Origin of the sequence: Pseudomonas sp. TNT2022 ID642 (assembly GCF_028656995.1) — a bacterium.
Taxonomy (GTDB): Bacteria; Pseudomonadota; Gammaproteobacteria; order Pseudomonadales; family Pseudomonadaceae; genus Aquipseudomonas.
The window spans coordinates 72,869-92,726 of the sequence record NZ_JAMDGW010000001.1 but is presented as its reverse complement, the minus strand read 5'-3'; the positions used below and the strand labels follow the sequence as shown (position 1 = coordinate 92,726).

At 59.2% G+C, this 19,858-nt stretch carries 21 protein-coding genes; 8 read left to right on the top strand and 13 right to left on the bottom strand.

Going from position 1 to position 19,858, the window contains the following annotated elements; genetic code table 11:
• Positions 1–39: 39 nt before the first annotated feature.
• From cysN to M5G26_RS00405, 3 genes are all read right to left on the bottom strand, one after another.
• Positions 40–1,938 carry a sulfate adenylyltransferase subunit CysN gene (gene cysN, locus M5G26_RS00415; RefSeq protein ID WP_122843151.1) on the bottom strand — a complete coding sequence of 633 codons (1,899 nt, stop codon included), beginning with the start codon at positions 1,936–1,938 and terminating at the stop codon, positions 40–42.
• A 9-nt stretch (positions 1,939–1,947) separates the two neighbouring features.
• Positions 1,948–2,865, bottom strand: a complete 918-nt coding sequence (gene cysD, locus M5G26_RS00410) for a sulfate adenylyltransferase subunit CysD (RefSeq protein ID WP_007912374.1) — start codon at positions 2,863–2,865, stop codon at positions 1,948–1,950.
• Between the two features lie 246 nt (positions 2,866–3,111).
• The gene (locus tag M5G26_RS00405) at positions 3,112–3,870 is read right to left on the bottom strand and encodes a Nif3-like dinuclear metal center hexameric protein (RefSeq protein WP_273914179.1); all 759 of its coding nucleotides are present in this window, start codon (positions 3,868–3,870) and stop codon (positions 3,112–3,114) included.
• Positions 3,871–3,973: 103 nt separating this feature from the next.
• Here M5G26_RS00405 and algW point away from each other — a divergent pair, with 103 nt between their 5' ends.
• The 3 genes from algW (at position 3,974) to M5G26_RS00390 (ending at position 8,057) form a co-directional block, all read left to right on the top strand.
• Positions 3,974–5,131, top strand: a complete 1,158-nt coding sequence (gene algW / locus M5G26_RS00400; protein ID WP_038357545.1) for a Do family serine endopeptidase AlgW — start codon at positions 3,974–3,976, stop codon at positions 5,129–5,131.
• Positions 5,132–5,219: 88 nt separating this feature from the next.
• Positions 5,220–7,325: a TonB-dependent siderophore receptor gene (locus M5G26_RS00395; protein WP_273914178.1), complete on the top strand. Its 2,106-nt coding sequence runs from the start codon at positions 5,220–5,222 to the stop codon at positions 7,323–7,325.
• Positions 7,326–7,337: 12 nt separating this feature from the next.
• Positions 7,338–8,057, top strand: a complete 720-nt coding sequence (locus M5G26_RS00390; RefSeq protein ID WP_273914177.1) for a DUF4198 domain-containing protein — start codon at positions 7,338–7,340, stop codon at positions 8,055–8,057.
• A gap of 223 nt (positions 8,058–8,280) precedes the next feature.
• On the opposite strand, the gene hisC is transcribed toward M5G26_RS00390, so the two are convergent.
• The 10 genes from hisC to M5G26_RS00340 all read right to left on the bottom strand — a co-directional run bounded on the left by hisC (position 8,281) and on the right by M5G26_RS00340 (position 16,234).
• A complete protein-coding gene (hisC, locus tag M5G26_RS00385) occupies positions 8,281–9,333 on the bottom strand; it encodes a histidinol-phosphate transaminase (RefSeq protein WP_273914176.1) in 1,053 nt (350 codons plus the stop codon).
• A 3-nt stretch (positions 9,334–9,336) separates the two neighbouring features.
• Positions 9,337–10,674 carry a histidinol dehydrogenase gene (gene hisD / locus M5G26_RS00380; RefSeq protein WP_122597946.1) on the bottom strand — a complete coding sequence of 446 codons (1,338 nt, stop codon included), beginning with the start codon at positions 10,672–10,674 and terminating at the stop codon, positions 9,337–9,339.
• Between the two features lie 125 nt (positions 10,675–10,799).
• On the bottom strand, positions 10,800–11,435 hold the full coding sequence (hisG, locus tag M5G26_RS00375; protein ID WP_007912384.1) for an ATP phosphoribosyltransferase: 636 nt from the start codon (positions 11,433–11,435) through the stop codon (positions 10,800–10,802).
• A gap of 124 nt (positions 11,436–11,559) precedes the next feature.
• On the bottom strand, positions 11,560–12,825 hold the full coding sequence (gene murA / locus M5G26_RS00370) for a UDP-N-acetylglucosamine 1-carboxyvinyltransferase (RefSeq protein WP_007912385.1): 1,266 nt from the start codon (positions 12,823–12,825) through the stop codon (positions 11,560–11,562).
• Between the two features lie 22 nt (positions 12,826–12,847).
• Complete coding sequence (locus tag M5G26_RS00365) at positions 12,848–13,087, bottom strand: BolA family protein (RefSeq protein ID WP_007912386.1); 240 nt, start codon at positions 13,085–13,087, stop codon at positions 12,848–12,850.
• A gap of 115 nt (positions 13,088–13,202) precedes the next feature.
• Positions 13,203–13,508, bottom strand: coding sequence for an STAS domain-containing protein (locus M5G26_RS00360; protein ID WP_034154488.1), 306 nt, complete (start codon positions 13,506–13,508; stop codon positions 13,203–13,205).
• Positions 13,505–14,149, bottom strand: coding sequence for an MlaC/ttg2D family ABC transporter substrate-binding protein (locus M5G26_RS00355; RefSeq protein WP_150691865.1), 645 nt, complete (start codon positions 14,147–14,149; stop codon positions 13,505–13,507). The genes M5G26_RS00360 and M5G26_RS00355 overlap by 4 nt, the downstream gene beginning before the upstream one ends.
• 11 nt (positions 14,150–14,160) lie before the next feature.
• Positions 14,161–14,628, bottom strand: a complete 468-nt coding sequence (mlaD, locus tag M5G26_RS00350; protein ID WP_007912400.1) for an outer membrane lipid asymmetry maintenance protein MlaD — start codon at positions 14,626–14,628, stop codon at positions 14,161–14,163.
• Positions 14,628–15,425: a lipid asymmetry maintenance ABC transporter permease subunit MlaE gene (mlaE, locus tag M5G26_RS00345; protein WP_007912402.1), complete on the bottom strand. Its 798-nt coding sequence runs from the start codon at positions 15,423–15,425 to the stop codon at positions 14,628–14,630. The genes mlaD and mlaE overlap by 1 nt, the downstream gene beginning before the upstream one ends.
• Positions 15,425–16,234 (bottom strand): ATP-binding cassette domain-containing protein, encoded by an 810-nt coding sequence (locus tag M5G26_RS00340; protein ID WP_007912403.1) that lies wholly within the window; start codon positions 16,232–16,234, stop codon positions 15,425–15,427. The genes mlaE and M5G26_RS00340 overlap by 1 nt, the downstream gene beginning before the upstream one ends.
• Before the next feature lie 275 nt (positions 16,235–16,509).
• Between M5G26_RS00340 and M5G26_RS00335 the strand changes: the two genes are divergently transcribed.
• The 5 genes from M5G26_RS00335 to lptB are packed head-to-tail and all read left to right on the top strand — an operon-like array spanning position 16,510 to position 19,846.
• The gene (locus M5G26_RS00335) at positions 16,510–17,484 is read left to right on the top strand and encodes a KpsF/GutQ family sugar-phosphate isomerase (protein ID WP_016984151.1); all 975 of its coding nucleotides are present in this window, start codon (positions 16,510–16,512) and stop codon (positions 17,482–17,484) included.
• Complete coding sequence (locus tag M5G26_RS00330; RefSeq protein ID WP_038357538.1) at positions 17,484–18,008, top strand: KdsC family phosphatase; 525 nt, start codon at positions 17,484–17,486, stop codon at positions 18,006–18,008. The genes M5G26_RS00335 and M5G26_RS00330 overlap by 1 nt, the downstream gene beginning before the upstream one ends.
• A gap of 8 nt (positions 18,009–18,016) precedes the next feature.
• The gene (lptC, locus tag M5G26_RS00325; protein ID WP_038357537.1) at positions 18,017–18,589 is read left to right on the top strand and encodes an LPS export ABC transporter periplasmic protein LptC; all 573 of its coding nucleotides are present in this window, start codon (positions 18,017–18,019) and stop codon (positions 18,587–18,589) included.
• The gene (lptA, locus tag M5G26_RS00320; protein WP_134174608.1) at positions 18,576–19,121 is read left to right on the top strand and encodes a lipopolysaccharide transport periplasmic protein LptA; all 546 of its coding nucleotides are present in this window, start codon (positions 18,576–18,578) and stop codon (positions 19,119–19,121) included. Before lptC ends, lptA begins: the two co-directional genes overlap by 14 nt.
• A complete protein-coding gene (gene lptB, locus M5G26_RS00315; protein ID WP_008085069.1) occupies positions 19,121–19,846 on the top strand; it encodes an LPS export ABC transporter ATP-binding protein in 726 nt (241 codons plus the stop codon). Before lptA ends, lptB begins: the two co-directional genes overlap by 1 nt.
• Positions 19,847–19,858 lie beyond the last annotated feature (12 nt).

The following is a 19,858-nucleotide window of genomic DNA, read 5'->3' as shown; positions in this document are numbered from 1 at the left end:
TTGCAGCTTGAAGCTAGAAGCTTGCCGCTGCTTCAGTGCTTAGATCGCGCCACGCTTGCGCAGCAGATCCAGCACTTGCTTGACGCTGTCTTCCAGACTCAGCGTCTGCGTGTCGATCACCAGATCGGCATTCAGCGGCACGTCGTACGGGAAGGATTCGCCCGGGATGTTGTCGCCAGCGGCGGCATACAGACCTTGCGGATCACGCTCGGCGCAAACAGCCGGCGAGGCCTGCACGTAGACCGTCAGCAGACGATCCTTGCCGATCAGTTCCCTGGCCTGCTCGCGCCCTTCAGCACTTGGTGCGACGAACGCGGCCAGAGTCAGCAGACCGGCTTCGTTGAACTGACGCGCAACATGCGCGGCACGACGCCAGTTCTCGGTACGCCCGGCGCGATCCTGTGGCAGACCTTTGTTGAGGTCGTGACGCAGGTTCTGGCCATCCAGCACAAACACCGCACGGCCCAGGTCGAACAGCTTGCGCTCGACCGCATAAGCCAGGGTGCTTTTGCCAGCACCCGACAGGCCGCTGAACAACACGGTAGCCGGTTGCTGGCCGAAGCGCTGGGCGCGCTCTTCAGTGGCCACGTGCGCCAGTTTGCCGTGATGCGTAGCGGTGCCGTGGGTCACTGGCTGGGCGACGATCATGCCTGCGCCAACGGTGCCGTTGGTCAAACGGTCAATGACGATGAACGCGCCGGTGGTGCGGTTGCTCTCGTAACCGTCGAGGGCGATCGGCGCGTCGAGCGCGATCTTCACCTTGCCGATTTCGTTGAGCTGCAACGCGCTCGCCGGGCCTTCTTCGAGGGTATTCACATCGACCTTGTTGACGATGCTGGCGATCGAGCCCGGCACGTAACTGGTGGCGCGTTTGATGTCGTATTTCTTGCCCGGCAGCATCGGCTCTTCAGCCATCCACACCAGCATCGCTTCAAAGCTGTCGGTAACCGGCGGCACGTTGTCGGCATGCACCAACAGGTCGCCACGGGAGATGTCGATTTCGTCTTCCATGGTCAGCGTCACAGCCTGACCTGGACCGGCGTGCTCCAGCTCACCTTCGAAGGTGACGATGGACTTCACGCGGCTGCTCTTGCCCGACGGCAGCACCACGACTTCGTCGCCCTTGTGCACGATGCCGCTGGCCAGGGTGCCGGCGAAACCACGGAAGTTCAGGTTCGGACGGTTGACGTACTGCACCGGGAAACGCAGATCGGTGAAGTTGCGGTCACCCGCGACTTCCACGGTCTCGAGGATTTCCATCAGCGACTGGCCTGTGTACCAAGGCGAGCGCTCGGACTTGTTCACCACGTTGTCGCCCTTGAGGGCAGACATCGGCACGAAGTGCATGCTGGTCGGCTTCATCTTCAAGCCTTCAGCGAACTTCAGGTAGTCAGCCTTGATCGACTCGAACACGCCTTCATCGAAGTCTTTCAGGTCCATCTTGTTGATGGCGACGACGATGTGTTTGATCCCCAAAAGGGAGGCGATGAAGCTGTGGCGACGGGTCTGGGTCTGCACGCCATAACGCGCGTCGACAAGGATGATCGCCAGGTCACAGGTGGATGCACCGGTGGCCATGTTGCGGGTGTACTGCTCATGGCCGGGAGTGTCGGCGATGATGAATTTGCGCTTGGCGGTGGAGAAATAGCGGTAGGCGACATCGATGGTGATGCCCTGCTCACGCTCGGCCTGCAGGCCGTCGACCAGCAACGCCAGGTCGATGTCGTCACCGGTGGTGCCGACTTTTTTCGAGTCGCGGGTGATCGCTTCGAGGTGATCTTCGTAGATCATTTTCGAGTCGTGCAGCAGGCGCCCGATCAGGGTGCTCTTGCCGTCGTCGACGTTACCGCAAGTCAAAAAGCGCAGCAGTTCTTTACGTTCGTGCTGGCCCAGGTAGGCGAGGATGTCCTCGCTGATCAAATCAGATACGTGCGACATGACAACCCCTTAGAAATAACCCTGACGTTTTTTGTCTTCCATCGAGCCGGCACCATCGTGATCGATGACACGGCCCTGGCGCTCGGAAGTTCGCGTCAGGAGCATTTCCTGGATGATGTCCGTAAGGCTTTCGGCTTCGGACTCCACGGCGCCCGTCAACGGGTAGCAGCCAAGGGTGCGGAAACGCACTTTCTTTTTGACGATCCGCGCTTTGTCTTCATCGGACAGGTGCTCGAGGATGCGCTCGTCGTCGATCATGATCAGCGTGCCGTTCTTCTCGATCACTTCGCGTTCGGCGGCGAAGTACAGCGGCACAATCGGGATGCCTTCGAGGTAGATGTACTGCCAGATGTCCAGTTCGGTCCAGTTCGACAACGGGAATACGCGGATGGATTCGCCCTTGTTGACCTTGCCGTTGTAGACGTTCCACAGCTCTGGACGCTGGTTTTTCGGGTCCCAGCGGTGCTTGCTGTCGCGGAACGAGTACACGCGCTCTTTGGCACGGGATTTCTCTTCATCGCGACGGGCGCCGCCGAACGCTGCGTCGAAACCATGCTTGTCGAGTGCCTGTTTCAGGCCCTCGGTTTTCATGATGTCGGTGTGCTTGGCGCTGCCGTGGGTGAACGGGTTGATGTTCTGCGCCACGCCATCGGGGTTGATGTGGGTGATCAGGTCCAGGCCCAGTTCTTCGACCATCTTGTCGCGGAACTTGTACATCTCCTGGAATTTCCAGCGGGTGTCGACGTGCATCACCGGAAACGGCAGTTTGCCCGGGAAGAACGCCTTGCGTGCCAGGTGCAGCATCACGGCGGAGTCTTTACCGATGGAGTACAGCATCACCGGGTTATCGAACTCGGCGGCCACCTCGCGGATGATGTGGATGCTTTCCGCCTCCAGCTGTTTCAGATGCGTCAGTTTGTCGACCATGGCTACTCACGAAAACTTTCTTATGAACGGCCAGCGGGCCGTGTTCGAGCGGGAAATCCTAGCACAGCGGCCTCTTCTAATCAGGACGCCAACTAGATCGAAAGGGTATATGAATATGCCCACTCGTTTGGGCGCCGCCTCCTGTAGGAGCTGCCGAAGGCTGCGATCTTTTTGATCTGGTCTGTTAAAAAACAAGATCAAAAGATCGCAGCCTTCGGCAGCTCCTACACAGGGAACGGCGTGGAGTCAGATCGGGTTCGGGCAGTCGATGAAGATGTGTTCGACGGCAAAGCGTTTCGCCAGGTAGTCGCCCAGCGCCTGTACGCCGTAGCGCTCGGTGGCGTGGTGGCCGGCGGCGATGAAGCTGATGTCGTTCTCACGGGCGCTGTGGAAGGTCTGCTCGGACGCTTCACCGCTCAGGTACAGATCGACGCCTGCAGCAACGGCTTGATCGATATAACCCTGACCGCCGCCGGTGCACCAGCCAACCCGACGAATCATCGGATTACCCTCAATCAGCAACGGTTCGCGGCCCATGACTTCCTGCACCTTGCGGGCGAAATCGCGAGCGGTCAGCGGTTCTTTCAGCGAACCGACCAGACCGACGATTTTCAGATTATCCGGGGCCAGCGGGCCTTCAACAGTGATGTCCAATTGCCGAGCAAGCTGCACGTTATTGCCAACGTCCGGGTGCAGATCCAGCGGCAAGTGATAGGCCAGCAGACTGATGTCGTGTTTGAGCAAGGTCTTCAGTCGACGTTGCTTCATGCCGGTGACGCACGGGTTCTCGCCCTTCCAGAAGTAACCGTGGTGCACCAGCACCAGATCGGCCCCGGCCTCGACGGCGGCATCGAGCAAGGCCTGACTGGCCGTGACGCCGCTGACGATGCGCATCACTTGCGGACGGCCCTCGACCTGCAATCCATTCGGGCAATAATCGGCAATTTTTGCACTGCCAAGGTAACGGTCGGCTTCTTCGACGAGGGTGCTGAGGGCAACGGCCATGAAAGACTCCTAAATATCCCGTTCAGAGGCACGCGCGGCCTCGTATAATGCGCGACATTATGGGCGGTCTGACCCCGCCTGCAACTTTTCCAGGACGTGCTTAATGCTCAAGGCGCTGCGTTTTTTCGGCTGGCCGTTGTTGGCCGGTGTGCTTATCGCTCTGTTGATTATTCAGCGTTACCCGCAATGGGTGGGGCTTCCGAGCCTCGACGTCAACCTGCAACAGGCCCCGCAAACCACCAGCGTGCAGCAGGGGCCGGTGTCCTATGCGGACGCGGTGACCATTGCCGCGCCTTCGGTGGTCAACCTCTACACCACCAAAGTCATCAACAAACCGGCGCATCCGCTGTTTGAGGATCCACAGTTCCGCCGTTTCTTTGGTGACAACTCGCCGAAGCAGAAACGCATGGAATCGAGCCTCGGCTCCGGCGTGATCATGAGCCCGGAAGGCTACATTCTGACCAACAACCACGTAACCAGCGGCGCGGATCAGATTGTCGTGGCGTTGAAGGATGGCCGCGAAACCCTCGCCCGCGTCATCGGCAGCGACCCGGAAACCGACCTCGCGGTGTTGAAGATTGATCTGAAAACCCTGCCAGCGATCACCGTTGGCCGCTCTGACAACATTCGCATCGGCGACGTCGCACTGGCCATCGGCAACCCGTTTGGCGTCGGCCAGACCGTGACCATGGGCATCATCAGCGCCACCGGGCGTAATCAGTTGGGCCTGAACAACTACGAAGACTTTATCCAGACCGACGCGGCGATCAACCCGGGCAACTCCGGCGGTGCGCTGGTCGATGCCAACGGCAATCTGACTGGCATCAACACGGCGATCTTCTCCAAGTCCGGCGGCTCGCAGGGCATCGGTTTTGCCATTCCGGTGAAACTGGCGATGGAAGTGATGAAGTCGATCATCGAACACGGTCAGGTGATTCGTGGCTGGCTGGGCATTGAAGTGCAGCCGCTGACCCAGGAACTGGCTGAGTCGTTTGGTCTGTCCGGGCGTCCGGGAATTGTCGTTGCGGGGATCTTCCGCGATGGCCCGGCACAGAAGGCAGGCCTGCAATTGGGCGACGTGATTCTGAGCATTGATGGCGAGCCTGCGGGCGATGGCCGTCGTTCAATGAATCAGGTTGCACGGATCAAACCGACGGACAAAGTGACGATTCAGGTGATGCGCAACGGCAAAGAGCTGAAGCTCACGGCTGAAATCGGCCTGCGCCCACCACCGGCGCCGGTGAAAGAAAAAGAAGAATAAAACTTTTTTCGCGCCAAGCGCGCGAATAAAAGACATTCTCAACAGGCATGTTATATTGTTTCAATTCTAAGAATTGGAACAACATAACATGTCGTCTCGAACAAAGGCTTCCCTGCTCGGCCTCAGCCTTGGCTTGCTGGCCGATCCAGCCTTCGCCGAAGAACCCAAACCCCTCGAACTCGACGCCATCAGCGTCGTCTCCGACTACGAATCGCCGACCGGACCGGTCAAAGGCTACCGCGCCACGCGCTCGTCCAGCGCGACCAAGACCGACACGGCGATCCGCGATATCCCGCAGGCGATCAGCGTAGTGCCCGCCAGCGTGCTCAAGGATCTGGGCAGCACCAGTGTCGAGCGCGCGCTGGATTTCGCCGGTGGCGTGTCGAAGCAGAACAACTTCGGCGGCCTGACGCTATACGAATACAGCGTGCGCGGCTTCACCACCTCGGAGTTCTACAAGGACGGTTTCAGCGCCAATCGCGGTTACCCGAGCACACCCGACGCGGCCAACATCGAGCGCATCGAAGTGCTTAAAGGCCCCGCCGCCAGTCTGTACGGCCGTGGCGACCCCGGCGGCACAGTGAACATCGTCACCAAGAAACCGCAGCCCGAAGCCTTCACCACGTTGCAAACCAGCGCCGGCAGCTGGGACAGCTATCGCACTGCACTGGACGTCAACACACCGCTCGACGAACAGGGCGATGTGCTCTCGCGAATCAACCTCGCAGTCGAAGACAACAACAGTTTTCGCGACCACGTTGACAGCAAACGTGTGTTCGTCGCGCCGTCGATCAGTTGGCAATTGAACCCGGACACTTCGCTGTTGGTGGAAAGCGAAATCGTCCGTCACAGCTCCACGTTCGATCGCGGCATCGTCGCCCCCAACAATAAATGGAGCGGCGTGTCGCGCTCGACCTTCCTCGGCGAACCCAACGACGGCAACATCGACAACCACAACAATCTGCTCCAGGCCACGCTGGAACATCATCTCAACGACAACTGGAAGTTGCGCCTGGCCAGCCATTACAAGGAAGGCAAACTCTGGGGCGACGCCTCGGAACAACGAGCGCTGAACGCCGACGGGCACACGGTCAACCGACGCTATCGCGAACGCGATACCAACTGGCATGACAGCATCACCCAACTGGAACTGCGCGGTCTGTTCGACCTCGGCCCGTGGCAGCACGAACTGCTGATCGGCAGCGAATACGAAAACTTCCGCAAGAACGAGCGCGTCACCACGATTGCTGGCGGCCCGTACGCCATCGACATCTATAAACCGATCTACGGTCAGCCGAAACCCAACGGGGCACGCTCGGGTACCGACACTTTCGAACACGTCGAAAGCCACGCGCTGAACCTGCAGGATCAAATCATCTTCACCGACAAACTGCGCGGGATGATCGGCGCGCGCTTCGAGCATTTCGACCAGCGCATCGACGATCACAGCCGTAATGCGAAAAGCCAGCAGCGCCACGACGCTCTGACTCAACGCGCCGGACTGCTCTATCAACTGACGCCAGACACCGGCCTGTTCGCCAACGCCTCGACCTCATTCAAACCGAACAATGGCCTCGACGCCGCCGGCAAATCCTTCGATCCGGAGGAAGGCGTCGGCTATGAAGTCGGGATCAAGAACGAACTGTTCGACGAGCGCCTTAGCAGCACCCTCGCCTTCTTCCACATCGACAAGGAAAACGTCCTCGCCCTCGACCCGGCCACCGACACCAGCCGCGCCATGGGCAAGGCACGCAGTCGTGGTTTCGATTGGCAGGTCAGCGGGCAAGTCACCGATGCGGTGCGAGTCATCGGCGCCTTCGCCTACATCGACGCCGAAGTGACCAAGGGCGACGCGGTGATTGCCACCGGCAGCCGCATCCTCGGCGTGGCCAAACGCAGCGGCAGCCTGCTCGGCGTTTATGAGTTTCAGGATGGGCATTTACGCGGCTCGGACGTTGGTGCGGCGTTCACCTATGTCGGTGATCGCTCGGGAGAATCCGGCAGCGACTTCGAATTGCCGGCCTACCAGACCGTCGACCTGCTCGCGCATTACAAGGCTAGCGACAACGTCACCGTCGGCCTGAACCTGAACAACCTCTTCGACGAGAAGTATTACGAGCGCTCCTACAGCAACTACTGGGTCAATCCCGGCGAGCCGCGCAATTTCACTGTCAGCCTGACTCTCAACCTGTAAAAGGACGTCACCATGCAATACGGCAAATCCATTGTGCTTATCGCCGCGCTGTTCGCCGGTCAGGTCTCAGCCCATGGCCTGTGGACAGAACAACGGCGCGGCAATATCGAAGTGGTCTACGGCCATGGCGCTGAGGACAACGCGTTCAAAGCGCAGAAGGTCAGCGGTGCCTGGGCCTACGACGTTGCTGGCAAGATGATTCCGGTGAGCGTCGAGCGCCTGGCGGATCACGCGCGCTTGAAACCACTGAAAACCCCGGCCGTATTGGCCGTGGCGCTGAACAACGGCATGTGGTCGCAGACCGCTGACAAGAAGTGGATCAACCAAGGTCGCAGCAAAGTGCCGGGCGCCATTGAGGCCACCGAGACGTTCAAGTACAGCCTGGCGATTTATCAGCCGGGGGCGAAGTTGCCGAAGCTCGATCAGATCAAGTTGCTGATTCTGCCGGAGGTCGATCCGCTGACCGTTGGACCGGGCAAGTCATTGCCGGTGCGGGTATTGCTCGATGGCAAACCGGCGGCGGGTGTGAAGTTGATTGGCGATTATCGCAGTGCGCCGAACACGTTGAGCACCGAGACTGACAAGGAGGGTCGGGCGCAGGTGTTGGTGAGGAATGAAGGGTTGAATGTGATTGCGGCGCAGGTTGAAGTGCCGGTGAAGGACAGTGTGGATGTGGATAGTCGTGGGTTGTTTACCTCACTGACGTTCCTCGGCGAACCGCATCACGAGTAAAAGCGCACCCTCATCGGAAACGCCGCCCGCCCAGCCCTCTCCCGGAGGGAGAGGGGGCCGACCGAGGTGTCTTGTGAGGTACATCGACCTGAAAGACCGAGTCGATTATGGATTCGGTAAAGCAGCATCAGGTCGGTGCAGTTCAACAGCATCCCCCATTCAGTCACCTCTCCCTTTGGGCGGTCCGACGTTTCGGGAGGGTTAGGGTGAGGGGCTTTTGTTTTTAGAGGTCGTCAAGCCCGTCGATCAGCGCCTGATTCTGCTCCGGCGTACCAATCGAAATCCGCAAAAATTGCGCAATCCGCTCCTGCTTGAAGTGCCGCACGATCACGCCCTGCTCACGCAATTTAGCCGCCAGCCCTGCCGCATCATGCTGCGGATGCCGGGCGAAAATGAAGTTCGCCGCCGACGGCAGCACTTCAAACCCCTTGGCCTGCAACTGTGCAATCACCCACTCACGGCTCTCGATGACCAGACGGCAAGTCTTGTCGAAATACTCACGATCTTCGAACGCCGCTGCCGCACCGACAATCGCCAGACGATCCAGTGGATAGGAGTTGAAGCTGTTCTTGATCCGCTCCAGCGCCTCGATGAGATCGGGATGGCCGACCGCAAAACCAACGCGCAAACCAGCCAGCGAACGCGACTTGGACAACGTCTGCGTCACCAGCAGGTTCGGATAACGGTCCACCAGACTGATCGCCGTTTCGCCGCCGAAGTCGATGTACGCCTCATCCACAACCACTACCGAATCCGGGCTGGCCTTGAGGATTTGTTCAACCGCGTCCAACGCCAGCAGGCAACCGGTTGGCGCATTCGGATTCGGGAAAATGATCCCGCCGTTCGGCTTGGCGTAGTCGGCCGGGTCGATCTGGAACTGCGCGTCCAGCGGCACCGCATCGAACTTGATGCCGTACAAACCGCAGTAAACCGGATAGAAGCTGTAGCTGATGTCCGGGAACAACAACGGCTGATCGTGTTGCAGCAAACCGTGGAAAATGTGCGCGAGCACTTCATCCGAACCGTTGCCGAGGAACACCTGATTGCTCTGCACGCCGTAATACTGGGCGACGGCGGTTTTCAGCAGATCGCTGTTCGGGTCCGGGTACAGACGCAGGTTGTCATTCAGTTCGGTCTGCATCGCTGCCAAGGCTTTTGGCGACGGGCCGTACGGGTTTTCATTGGTGTTGAGCTTGACCAGTTTGGTCAGCTTCGGTTGTTCGCCCGGCACGTAGGGCACCAGATCCTTGACGAACGGGCTCCAGAATTTACTCATCGCTCAGTTCCCCTGCCCTTTTAGAAAGTCTTCGTCTTTGATGCGGTATTCGGCACTGCGCGCGTGAGCGCTCAGCGATTCGCCACGGGCCAATACCGATGCCGTTTTACCCAGCTCGGAAGCACCGGCCTCGGAGCAAAAGATGATCGACGAACGCTTCTGGAAGTCGTACACGCCCAGCGGCGAGGAAAACCGCGCGGTGCCCGAGGTCGGCAGCACGTGATTCGGGCCTGCGCAGTAATCGCCCAAGGCTTCGGAGGTGTGACGGCCCATGAAGATCGCACCGGCGTGGCGGATTTGCGGCAGCCAGGCTTGCGGATCAGCCACCGACAACTCCAGGTGTTCCGGGGCGATGCGGTTGGCGACTTCGATGGCCTGCGCCATGTCCTTCACGTGAATCAGCGCACCACGGCCATTGATCGAGGTTTCGATGATGGTCGCGCGATCCATGGTCGGCAGCAGTTTGTCGATGCTCGCCGCAACCTTGTCGAGGAACTCGGCATCCGGGCTGACCAGAATCGCCTGGGCGTCTTCGTCGTGCTCGGCTTGCGAGAACAGGTCCATGGCGATCCAGTCCGGATCGGTCTGGCCGTCGCACACCACGAGGATTTCCGAAGGGCCGGCGATCATGTCGATACCGACCTGACCGAACACGTGGCGCTTGGCAGTGGCGACATAGATGTTGCCCGGGCCAACCACTTTGTCGACTTTCGGCACGCTTTCGGTGCCGTAAGCCAAGGCAGCGACAGCTTGTGCGCCACCGATGGTGAACACCCGGTCGACGCCAGCGATGCACGCAGCCGCCAGCACCAGCTCATTGATTTCACCGCGTGGTGTCGGCACGACCATGACCACTTCGGTCACGCCGGCGACCTTGGCCGGAATCGCGTTCATCAATACCGACGACGGATACGACGCCTTGCCGCCCGGCACGTACAAACCGGCGCGATCCAGCGGTGTGACCTTCTGGCCGAGCACGGTGCCGTCAGCCTCGGTGTAGCTCCAGGAATCCTGCTTCTGTTTTTCGTGGTAGCTGCGCACGCGAGCAGCGGCTTTTTCCAGTGCTTCGCGCTGTGGCACAGTGATGCGGGTCAGCGCCAGTTCCAGGCGCTCGCGCGGCAGGATCAGGTCAGCCATCGACGCGACTTCGAGGCCGTCGAATTTCTGGGTGAACTCGACCAGCGCCGCGTCACCGCGCTCGCGCACAGCCTTGATGATGTCCAGCACGCGCTGATTGACCGAGTCGTCAGACACACTTTCCCAGCTCAGCAGATGATCCAGATGATGCGCGAAATCCGGGTCAGCAGCGTTGAGTCGGCGAATTGCAGTCGGTGCGGTCATAGCGAGAGCCTCATAGGAATGGCAAAAAACTCAGGCGCCCGAAACTATCATTCGATCCGCTTAGGCACCTGAGAATTCTGGCTATGAGGCGGATAGACGGCGCGACCTGGGGCCGCGCAGGTAAATCAGCCGCGGTGTCGCGATTCCACTGCGTTGCGCAGGGTATCGATCAACGCCTGGATTCGGGCGTGTTGCATTTTCATCGAAGCTTTATTGACGACCAGGCGCGAGCTGATCGTGGCGATCAGTTCCTGAGGTTCCAGGCCGTTGGCGCGCAGGGTGTTGCCGGTGTCGACCACGTCGATGATCTTGTCGGCCAGACCGATCAGCGGCGCCAGCTCCATCGAGCCGTAGAGCTTGATGATATCGACCTGACGGCCCTGCTCGGCGTAGTAGCGCTTGGCGACGTTGACGAACTTGGTCGCCACGCGCAAGCGGCCCTTGGGCTCAGGCGCGCCGATTTTGCCGGCGGTCATCAGCTTGCACTGGGCGATCTGCAGATCCAGCGGCTCGTACAGGCCCTGGCCGGTGTATTCCATCAACACGTCTTTACCGGCAACGCCGAGGTCAGCCGCGCCATGCTCGACGTAAGTCGGCACATCGGTGGCACGCACGATCAGCAGACGGACGTCGTCCTGCGTCGTGGGAATGATCAGCTTGCGGCTCTTGTCCGGATTCTCGGTCGGCACGATGCCCGCTTCGGCGAGAAGCGGCAGGGTGTCGTCAAGGATGCGGCCCTTGGACAGTGCGATGGTCAACATGGGAAACGTCAGTCCTTATCAAGGTACTCATGTCCGGTCGCAATCGGCGCCGGACACACATCGAGCCGGAAACCGGCTCGACTCTTAAAATCAGTGGACACGTCCCTGTGTCCCAATGCAGCAATCAGCCCGGAACGCGACGGATCTTGGCGCCCAGCATCTGCAGTTTTTCTTCGATGCACTCGTAACCACGGTCAATGTGGTAGATGCGGTCGATCAGCGTGTCGCCTTCGGCAACCAGTGCCGAGATCACCAGGCTGGCCGAAGCCCGCAGGTCGGTGGCCATGACTGGCGCGCCCTTGAGGACTTCAGTACCGGTAACGATGGCAGTGTTGCCTTCGACCTGGATCTTGGCGCCCATGCGGTGCAGTTCGTATACGTGCATGAAACGGTTTTCGAAGATCGTCTCGATTACCGCACCGGTGCCTTCAGCAATGGCGTTGAGCGAGATGAACTGCGCTTGCATGTCGGTCGGGAATGCAGGGTACGGCGCGGTGCGCACGTTGACTGCTTTCGGACGCTTGCCGTGCATGTTCAGCTCGATCCAGTCTTCACCGCAGGTGATTTCTGCACCGGCTTCACGGAGTTTTTCCAGAACGGCTTCAAGGATGGTCGGATCAGTGTCCTTGACCTTGACGCGACCACCGGTAACGGCAGCGGCAACCAGGTAGGTGCCGGTTTCGATACGGTCAGGCATGACCTTATAGAAAGCCGAACCCAGACGCTCGACGCCATCGATGGTGATGGTGTCGGTGCCAGCACCGGAAACCTTGGCGCCCATGGCGTTGAGGAAGTTCGCCAGGTCAACCACTTCTGGTTCACGGGCGGCGTTCTGCAACACGCTGCGGCCCTTGGCCAGAGCAGCGGCCATCATGATGTTCTCGGTACCGGTCACACTGACGGTATCGAAGAAGAAGTGCGCACCGCGCAGGCCGCCTTCAGGCGCCTTGGCCTTGATGTAGCCGCCTTCGACGTCGATGACCGCGCCCATGGCTTCGAGGCCACGGATGTGCAGGTCGACCGGACGCGAACCGATGGCGCAACCGCCAGGCAGTGCCACTTCGGCTTCACCGAAACGGGCAACCATCGGGCCCAGTACCAGGATCGACGCACGCATGGTTTTCACCAGTTCGTACGGCGCGATCAGGGTCTTGATGGTGCGCGGGTCGATTTCGACGCTGAGTTTCTCGTCGATCACCGGCTCAATGCCCATGCGACCGAACAGCTCGATCATGGTGGTGATGTCGTGCAGGTGCGGCAGGTTGCCAACGGTCACCGGGCCATCGCACAGCAGGGTGGCAGCCAGGATCGGCAGGGCAGAGTTCTTTGCCCCGGAAATGCGGATCTCGCCATCAAGACGAGCGCCACCGGTAATAATCAATTTATCCATAAGAATCTCGACGCCCTTAGGCTCAGGTGCGCTCGGCCCAGGCCGCGCTGCTGAAAAATTTCATAGTGACCGCATGGATGCTGCCATCGGTGATCCATGGGTTCAAATGGGCATAGATCTGCTGCTGACGCTTCACCGGGCTCAACGCCGCCAGTTCATCGCTAATCACGTTCAGCTGGAAATTGCAGCCTTCGCCCTCAACTTCTACCAACGTTCCGGGCAGCTTTCCTTCAAGGAAGCTCTTCACTTCTACGGCCTGCATGCTCAACCTCAATCGGCGCCCTGTGCGCACGGGTCGGACATCATACAAAAAAGCCCCGCGCCTGCGAACCCCGCATGGCAGGACTCTGACGGGGGGCTTCTTTATAGATGTGGGTTCAGGGGTGCGCCAACAGTTCGGTCAATTCGCTGACCTGAGCAATTTCGCGCATGTCTTCGGGCATCGCGCGGATGCTCACAGCCTTTCCGGCCGCGTTGGCATCGCGCATGAAGCACAGTAGCAACGACAAGCCGACGCTGCTGGACTTCTTCACCGCCGAGCAGTCGATCACCAGCGAAGAGGCTTTGCTGGACTTGATCAACGCCTGACCTTGCTTGCGCAGGTCTGCGCCGGTGCGATAGTCCAGCACTCCGCTAAGCAGAAGCTCGTCGACATCACTCATACGAACTGCGGCCTCATTCATTGCGCGGGGTTCTTTTCGGTGGCTTCTTTGGCCTTGGCCACTTCCCCGGCCCAACCATTGATGGTCTTGTCCAGATCGTTGCCATTGCGCTGCATCGCGTCGGCGAACTGATCACGGAACAGTTTGCCGATGTTGATGCCGTTGATGATCACGTTGCGCAGTTTCCACTCGCCGTTGATCTTCTCCAGCGTGTACTGCACAGGATAGATTGCGCCGCTGCTACCCTTGACGGTCATGTTGACGCTAGTGCGGTCACCCGATTCGTCCTTGGCAGGGTCAACGGTAATGCCCTGGTTGTTGTACTCGAGCAAGGCGTTGCCGTAGAACTGGAACAGGCCTTTTTTAAAGTTTTCCTGGAAGGTCTGCATCTGCGCTGGCGTGGCCTTGCGCGAGTACTTGACCGTCATGATGCTCTTGGAAATGCCTTCGGCATCCACCACTGGCCCGACAATGTTGTTGAGGGCCGTGTAGAAGTCGGTCGGGTCCTGCTTGTATTTCTCTTTGTTGGCAGCCAGATCGGCCAGCAACCGGGTGGTTGTGTCCTGCACCAGATCATGCGCGGATTGCCCAGGCGCAGCGTTAGCCATCAGTGGCAATGCCGCGAGCAACACCAACAGGCCACGTCGCAAGGTAGAAATCATTCAAAAGCTCCTCATTTGGCGTCTTTGCTAACGGTATTGAGCAGGAATTTACCGATCAGGTCTTCCAGTACCAGTGACGACTGGGTGTCGTGAATGGTTCCACCATCCTTCAGCGGCTTGTCTTCCCCGCCTACGCTGATACCAATGTACTTCTCGCCCAGCAGACCAGCGGTCAGAATAGACGCTGTGGAGTCGGTCGGCAGGTTGTCGACCTTTTTATCCACTTGCAGGGTTACCCGACCGGTGAAGCTGTCGCGATCCAGATCGATTGCCGTGACCTTGCCGATGGTCACACCGGCCATGGTCACCTTGGCTCTGACCGTCAAACCGGCGATATTGTCGAAATAGGCATACAGTTTATAGGTGTCGGTGGTCGACGTCGGAGACAGACCACTGACCCGCAAAGCAAGCAGCAACAAAGCCAGGATCCCTGCCAGCAGGAACAGGCCGACACCGATTTCCAGGGTGCGGTTTTGCATCAGAAATCTCCAAACATCAAAGCGGTCAGAATAAAGTCCAGACCGAGCACTGCCAGTGAGGCAAACACCACGGTCTTGGTGGTGGCACGACTGATCCCCTCGGAAGTGGGCTCACAGTCATAGCCTTGGAATACGGCGATCCAGGTCACTACAAAGGCGAAAACAATACTTTTGATCACGCCATTGAGCACGTCACTGGTGAAGTTCACGCTGTTCTGCATGTTCGCCCAATAAGAGCCTTCATACACACCCAGCCAGTCGACAGCCACCCACGAACCACCCCAGATGCCCACGACGCTGAAGATCATCGCCAGCACCGGCAGGGAAATGAAGCCGGCCCACAGGCGCGGGGCAATAATGTATTTGAGCGGATCGACGCCGATCATTTCCAGGCTGGAAAGCTGTTCGGTGGACTTCATGTTGCCGATCTCTGCGGTCAGCGCCGACCCGGCACGACCGGCAAACAACAGCGCAGTCACCACCGGCCCCAGCTCACGCAACAGGGTCAGCGCAACCATCTGCCCCACCGCCTGCTCCGAACCGTAGCTCGACAGGATGCTGAAGCCCTGCAGCGCCAGCACCATGCCGATGAAAATCCCGGAAACGACGATGATCACCAGCGACATGACGCCGACCGAGTGCAACTGTTTGACCAGCAGACTGAAACCGCCGCTGATCCCGCCACGCCCCAGCAAGGCATGAAACAGGAACAGCGTTGCACGACCGAACACCGCGACGGCGTCGATCGCCGCCTCGCCGAACCGGCGCACGCGTTCTATTAATGAAATTCTGCGCATCAGCGCTTCCCCAGAAGATCTGCGCGGTAATCCGTCGCTGGAAAATGGTACGGCACCGGGCCATCGGGATCGCCGGTCATGAACTGACGGATCCGCGGCTCGTCCGAGTTCATCAACTCGTCCGGCGTACCCTGCCCCAGCACCTGACCATCACCGACCACATAGATGTAGTCGGCGATGCTCGCGGTTTCAGCCAGATCGTGGGACACCACGATACTGGTGATCCCCAGCGCATCATTGAGCAGACGGATCAGACGGACCAGCACACCCATGGCGATCGGATCCTGCCCGACGAACGGTTCGTCGTACATGAGAATCTGCGGATCGAGCGCAATCGCCCGCGCCAGTGCGACGCGGCGCTTCATGCCACCGGACAGCTCATCCGGCATCAACTCGATGGCACCGCGCAGACCGACCGCCTGCAACTTGAGCAGGACGATGTCGCGGATCATTTCTTCCGGCAAATCGGTATGAACACGCAGAGGGAAAGCCACGTTCTCGAACACATCGAGATCGGTGAACAGCGCGCCGCTTTGAAACAGCACACCCATGTGCTTTCGCGCATCGAACAGATCGCTGCGCGAAAGCGCAGGCAAATTCTGGCCGTTGACCCAGACTTCGCCGCTGGCAGGACGCAATTGTGCGCCCATCAATCGCAGCAGCGTGGTCTTGCCACACCCGGAAGGCCCCATGATACCGGTGACCTTGCCGCGCGGTATGCGAATATCGACGTTATTGAAAATGCTGCGCGCACCGCGCTTGAAGGAGACTCCCTTCAGCTCGACCGCGTAGGCGTTATCGGCACTCATCTAAACTCCTTGCGATGCAGCCTCTCACTCGGACGCCTGTCTTTACTTGAAAAGTACGTACATCCCGGGCAGGCCGAACTGGCGGCGAACTATATCACTGCAAAGGCTACGCGCCCAAGGCTTGTACCAGCCTGAGTTCGGCGATATGACAGGTGCGCAGGGTCTTTTCCCGGGTTTTGGTAACGAGGAATGACAAAGCACGACGAACTAGCGTGAGGCTTTGCAACATAACCGCTATAATCGCCGCCTTTTCATCGGGCTATACGATTTCTGACATGAGCCAATCCAGCGACCTGATTCAATCGGCACAACGCACCATCCAACTCGAAGTGGAAGCCGTACAAGGCTTGTTGCCCCATATCGACGCCGATTTCGTACGCGCTTGCGAGATGATTCTGGCCAGTAAAGGCCGTGTAGTCGTGGTCGGCATGGGCAAATCCGGGCACATTGGCAACAAGATTGCCGCGACCCTGGCCAGCACCGGCACCCCGGCATTTTTTGTCCACCCGGCCGAAGCCAGCCATGGCGACATGGGCATGATCACTCGCGATGATGTGATCCTTGCCCTGTCGAACTCCGGCTCGACCAACGAAATCGTCACCTTGCTGCCGCTGATCAAACGTCTGGGTATCCAGTTGATCAGCGTCACCGGTAACCCGCAGTCGCCACTGGCCAAGGCTGCCGAGGTCAATCTCAACGTTCACGTCGAGCATGAAGCCTGCCCGTTGAACCTGGCGCCGACTTCCTCGACCACCGCGGCACTGGTCATGGGTGACGCGCTGGCCGTGGCACTGCTGGAAGCACGCGGCTTCACCGCCGAAGATTTCGCCTTTTCTCACCCGGGCGGCGCTTTGGGCCGTCGTCTGTTGCTGAAAGTGGAAAACGTCATGCACGCGGGCCAGGAGTTGCCGCAAGTACAACGCGGTACGCTGCTCAAGGATGCGCTGATGGAAATGACCCGCAAGGGTCTGGGCATGACCGTGATCCTTGAAGCCGATGGCAAACTCGCCGGGATCTTCACTGACGGCGACTTGCGCCGTACGCTGGACCGCAGCATCGACATTCGCAGCGCCACCATCGACCAGGTGATGACGGCCCACGGCAAGACTGCCCGCCCGGAAATGCTGGCCGCCGAAGCCCTGAAAATCATGGAAGACCACCGAATCAACGCATTGGTAGTCGTAGACGAGGAAGATCGCCCGGTCGGCGCCTTCAACCTCTCCGATCTGCTGCGCGCAGGAGTCATGTAATGAGCAACGATCTGCTGCAACGCGGCAAAGCGGTCAAACTGGCGGTTTTCGACGTCGACGGTGTCCTTACCGACGGGCGCCTGTACTTCCTCGAAGACGGCAGTGAGTTCAAGACCTTCAATACCCTCGATGGCCAGGGCATCAAGATGCTGATGAACGCCGGCGTGCAGACCGCTATCATCAGCGGTCGCAAGACCCCGGTGGTCGAGCGTCGCGCGAAAAACCTCGGCATCCCGCACCTGTTTCAGGGGCGCGAAGACAAATTGGTCGTTCTCGACGGTCTTCTCGAGCAACTGGGCCTAAGCTATGAACAGGTCGCCTATCTCGGTGACGACCTGCCTGACCTGCCGGTGATTCGCCGCGTAGGCCTGGGCATGGCCGTGGCCAACGCTGCCGACTTCGTCCGCGAACACGCCCATGGCGTTACCCGCGCCCGTGGTGGCGAAGGCGCCGCCCGCGAATTCTGTGAATTGATCCTGCGCGCCCAGGGCCGCCTCGATGCGGCCAACGCCGCGTACCTGTGAGCCAAGCCATGTTCAGCAAAAAATTTCGTAACTTCCTGCTGTTCGGCTGCATCGCTGCGATTTTCGCAGCGGTCGGCTACTGGAATATCAGCCCGGAACGCTTTCTCGACAAACCACCGGTCACCTCGGTGGAAACGCCTATCGACTGGTATGCAACCAACACGCATACCCTGCAATACCTGCCGGATGGCAAGGTGCAGTATGAAATGACGTCCGAGAAAGCCGAGCACGTTAAGGCAACCGACGTCACGCTCGTGACCAAACCCGACCTGAACATGTATCGCGGAACAGAATTCCCGTGGCACGTGACCAGTGAGCGCGGTGAAGTGAATTCAGGCGGCACCGAAGTCGAACTGATCGATTCGGTACGCGTTGCGCGCACCGATGAAAAGAAGCGTGACATCCTGATCACTTCCACTCGCATGACCGTGTTCCCGCAGCAGGAATATGCGCAGACCGAGCAACCCGTTAGAATCGACGGCGCTGGCGGTGTATCGACTGGCGTTGGAATGAAAGCGTACCTGAAGGAAAGCAGGATACACCTGCTATCGAACGTAAGAGGACAGTATGAGGCTCGTTAAAACCCTCCCTATTTTGCTCAGTCTGGGCGCAGCACTGGGAAGCGTGAGCGCCTGGGCTCTGCCGAACGATCAGCAGCAACCTATCCGCATTCAAGCCGACGACGCCCAACTGGACGACAAGAACGGCATCGCCACCTATAAAGGTGATGTAATCATCACCCAGGGTTCGATGATCGTTAAAGGCAACACGGTGACCATGACTCGCGCGCCGAATGGCGATATCGACGTAGTGACCTCCGTGGGCAACCTGGCTTACTTTGAACAGTTGCAAACCCAGGGTGACACCAAACCGGTTCAAGGCTACGGCGTGACGATTCAATACCACGCCCAGCAAAACCGCGTCGTACTGATCGACAAGGCCAAGGTCGTCGACAAAGACGGCAACGTCACTCAGGGCGAGAAAATCGTCTACGACACCGTGAAGAAACTGGCCAGCGCCGGTCGCGCTACCGGCAACAAGGTCACCGAGTCGCGTCCGCGCATCGACATGGTGATCCAGCCGAAGAAGAAAACCGACGAGAAAACCCAGTAATGGCAACTCTGAAAGCTCAGCACCTGGCCAAGGCCTATAAAAGCCGCCAGGTCGTGCGTGACGTCAGCCTGTCGATCGACAGCGGCCAGATCGTCGGTCTGCTCGGCCCGAACGGTGCCGGCAAGACCACTTGCTTCTACATGATCGTCGGCCTGGTACAGGCCGATCAGGGCCGCGTACTGATCGACGATCTGGACGTCAGCCACCAGCCGATGCACGGTCGTGCAAAGGCCGGCATCGGCTATCTGCCGCAAGAAGCGTCGATCTTCCGCAAACTGTCGGTGGCTGACAACATCATGGCCATCCTCGAGACCCGTCAGGAACTCGACAAGGCCGGTCGCCGCAAAGAGCTGGAAAGCCTGCTGCAGGAATTCCACATCAGCCACATCCGCGACAACCTTGGCATGAGCCTGTCCGGTGGTGAACGCCGCCGAGTGGAAATTGCTCGCGCGCTGGCAACGGCACCAAAATTCATCCTGCTCGACGAACCGTTCGCCGGCGTCGACCCGATCTCGGTCGGCGACATCAAGCAGATCATCCACCACCTCAAGGCCAAGGGTATCGGTGTATTGATCACCGACCACAACGTCCGCGAGACGCTGGACATCTGCGAAACCGCTTACATCGTCAACGATGGTCAACTGATCGCTGAAGGCGATGCAGAAACCATCCTGGCCAACGATCTGGTCAAGGAAGTGTATCTGGGTCACGAGTTCCGCCTGTAAGCGTAACAGTGC

What these genes read in the sequence shown, in the direction of transcription:
- cysN (WP_122843151.1), bottom strand. Translation starts at nt 1,938, where the DNA reads ATGTCGCACGTATCTGATTTGATCAGCGAGGACATCCTCGCCTACCTG.
- cysD (WP_007912374.1), bottom strand. Translation starts at nt 2,865, where the DNA reads ATGGTCGACAAACTGACGCATCTGAAACAGCTGGAGGCGGAAAGCATC.
- M5G26_RS00405 (WP_273914179.1), bottom strand. Translation starts at nt 3,870, where the DNA reads ATGGCCGTTGCCCTCAGCACCCTCGTCGAAGAAGCCGACCGTTACCTT.
- algW (WP_038357545.1), top strand. Translation starts at nt 3,974, where the DNA reads ATGCTCAAGGCGCTGCGTTTTTTCGGCTGGCCGTTGTTGGCCGGTGTG.
- M5G26_RS00395 (WP_273914178.1), top strand. Translation starts at nt 5,220, where the DNA reads ATGTCGTCTCGAACAAAGGCTTCCCTGCTCGGCCTCAGCCTTGGCTTG.
- M5G26_RS00390 (WP_273914177.1), top strand. Translation starts at nt 7,338, where the DNA reads ATGCAATACGGCAAATCCATTGTGCTTATCGCCGCGCTGTTCGCCGGT.
- hisC (WP_273914176.1), bottom strand. Translation starts at nt 9,333, where the DNA reads ATGAGTAAATTCTGGAGCCCGTTCGTCAAGGATCTGGTGCCCTACGTG.
- hisD (WP_122597946.1), bottom strand. Translation starts at nt 10,674, where the DNA reads ATGACCGCACCGACTGCAATTCGCCGACTCAACGCTGCTGACCCGGAT.
- hisG (WP_007912384.1), bottom strand. Translation starts at nt 11,435, where the DNA reads ATGTTGACCATCGCACTGTCCAAGGGCCGCATCCTTGACGACACCCTG.
- murA (WP_007912385.1), bottom strand. Translation starts at nt 12,825, where the DNA reads ATGGATAAATTGATTATTACCGGTGGCGCTCGTCTTGATGGCGAGATC.
- M5G26_RS00365 (WP_007912386.1), bottom strand. Translation starts at nt 13,087, where the DNA reads ATGCAGGCCGTAGAAGTGAAGAGCTTCCTTGAAGGAAAGCTGCCCGGA.
- M5G26_RS00360 (WP_034154488.1), bottom strand. Translation starts at nt 13,508, where the DNA reads ATGAATGAGGCCGCAGTTCGTATGAGTGATGTCGACGAGCTTCTGCTT.
- M5G26_RS00355 (WP_150691865.1), bottom strand. Translation starts at nt 14,149, where the DNA reads ATGATTTCTACCTTGCGACGTGGCCTGTTGGTGTTGCTCGCGGCATTG.
- mlaD (WP_007912400.1), bottom strand. Translation starts at nt 14,628, where the DNA reads ATGCAAAACCGCACCCTGGAAATCGGTGTCGGCCTGTTCCTGCTGGCA.
- mlaE (WP_007912402.1), bottom strand. Translation starts at nt 15,425, where the DNA reads ATGCGCAGAATTTCATTAATAGAACGCGTGCGCCGGTTCGGCGAGGCG.
- M5G26_RS00340 (WP_007912403.1), bottom strand. Translation starts at nt 16,234, where the DNA reads ATGAGTGCCGATAACGCCTACGCGGTCGAGCTGAAGGGAGTCTCCTTC.
- M5G26_RS00335 (WP_016984151.1), top strand. Translation starts at nt 16,510, where the DNA reads ATGAGCCAATCCAGCGACCTGATTCAATCGGCACAACGCACCATCCAA.
- M5G26_RS00330 (WP_038357538.1), top strand. Translation starts at nt 17,484, where the DNA reads ATGAGCAACGATCTGCTGCAACGCGGCAAAGCGGTCAAACTGGCGGTT.
- lptC (WP_038357537.1), top strand. Translation starts at nt 18,017, where the DNA reads ATGTTCAGCAAAAAATTTCGTAACTTCCTGCTGTTCGGCTGCATCGCT.
- lptA (WP_134174608.1), top strand. Translation starts at nt 18,576, where the DNA reads ATGAGGCTCGTTAAAACCCTCCCTATTTTGCTCAGTCTGGGCGCAGCA.
- lptB (WP_008085069.1), top strand. Translation starts at nt 19,121, where the DNA reads ATGGCAACTCTGAAAGCTCAGCACCTGGCCAAGGCCTATAAAAGCCGC.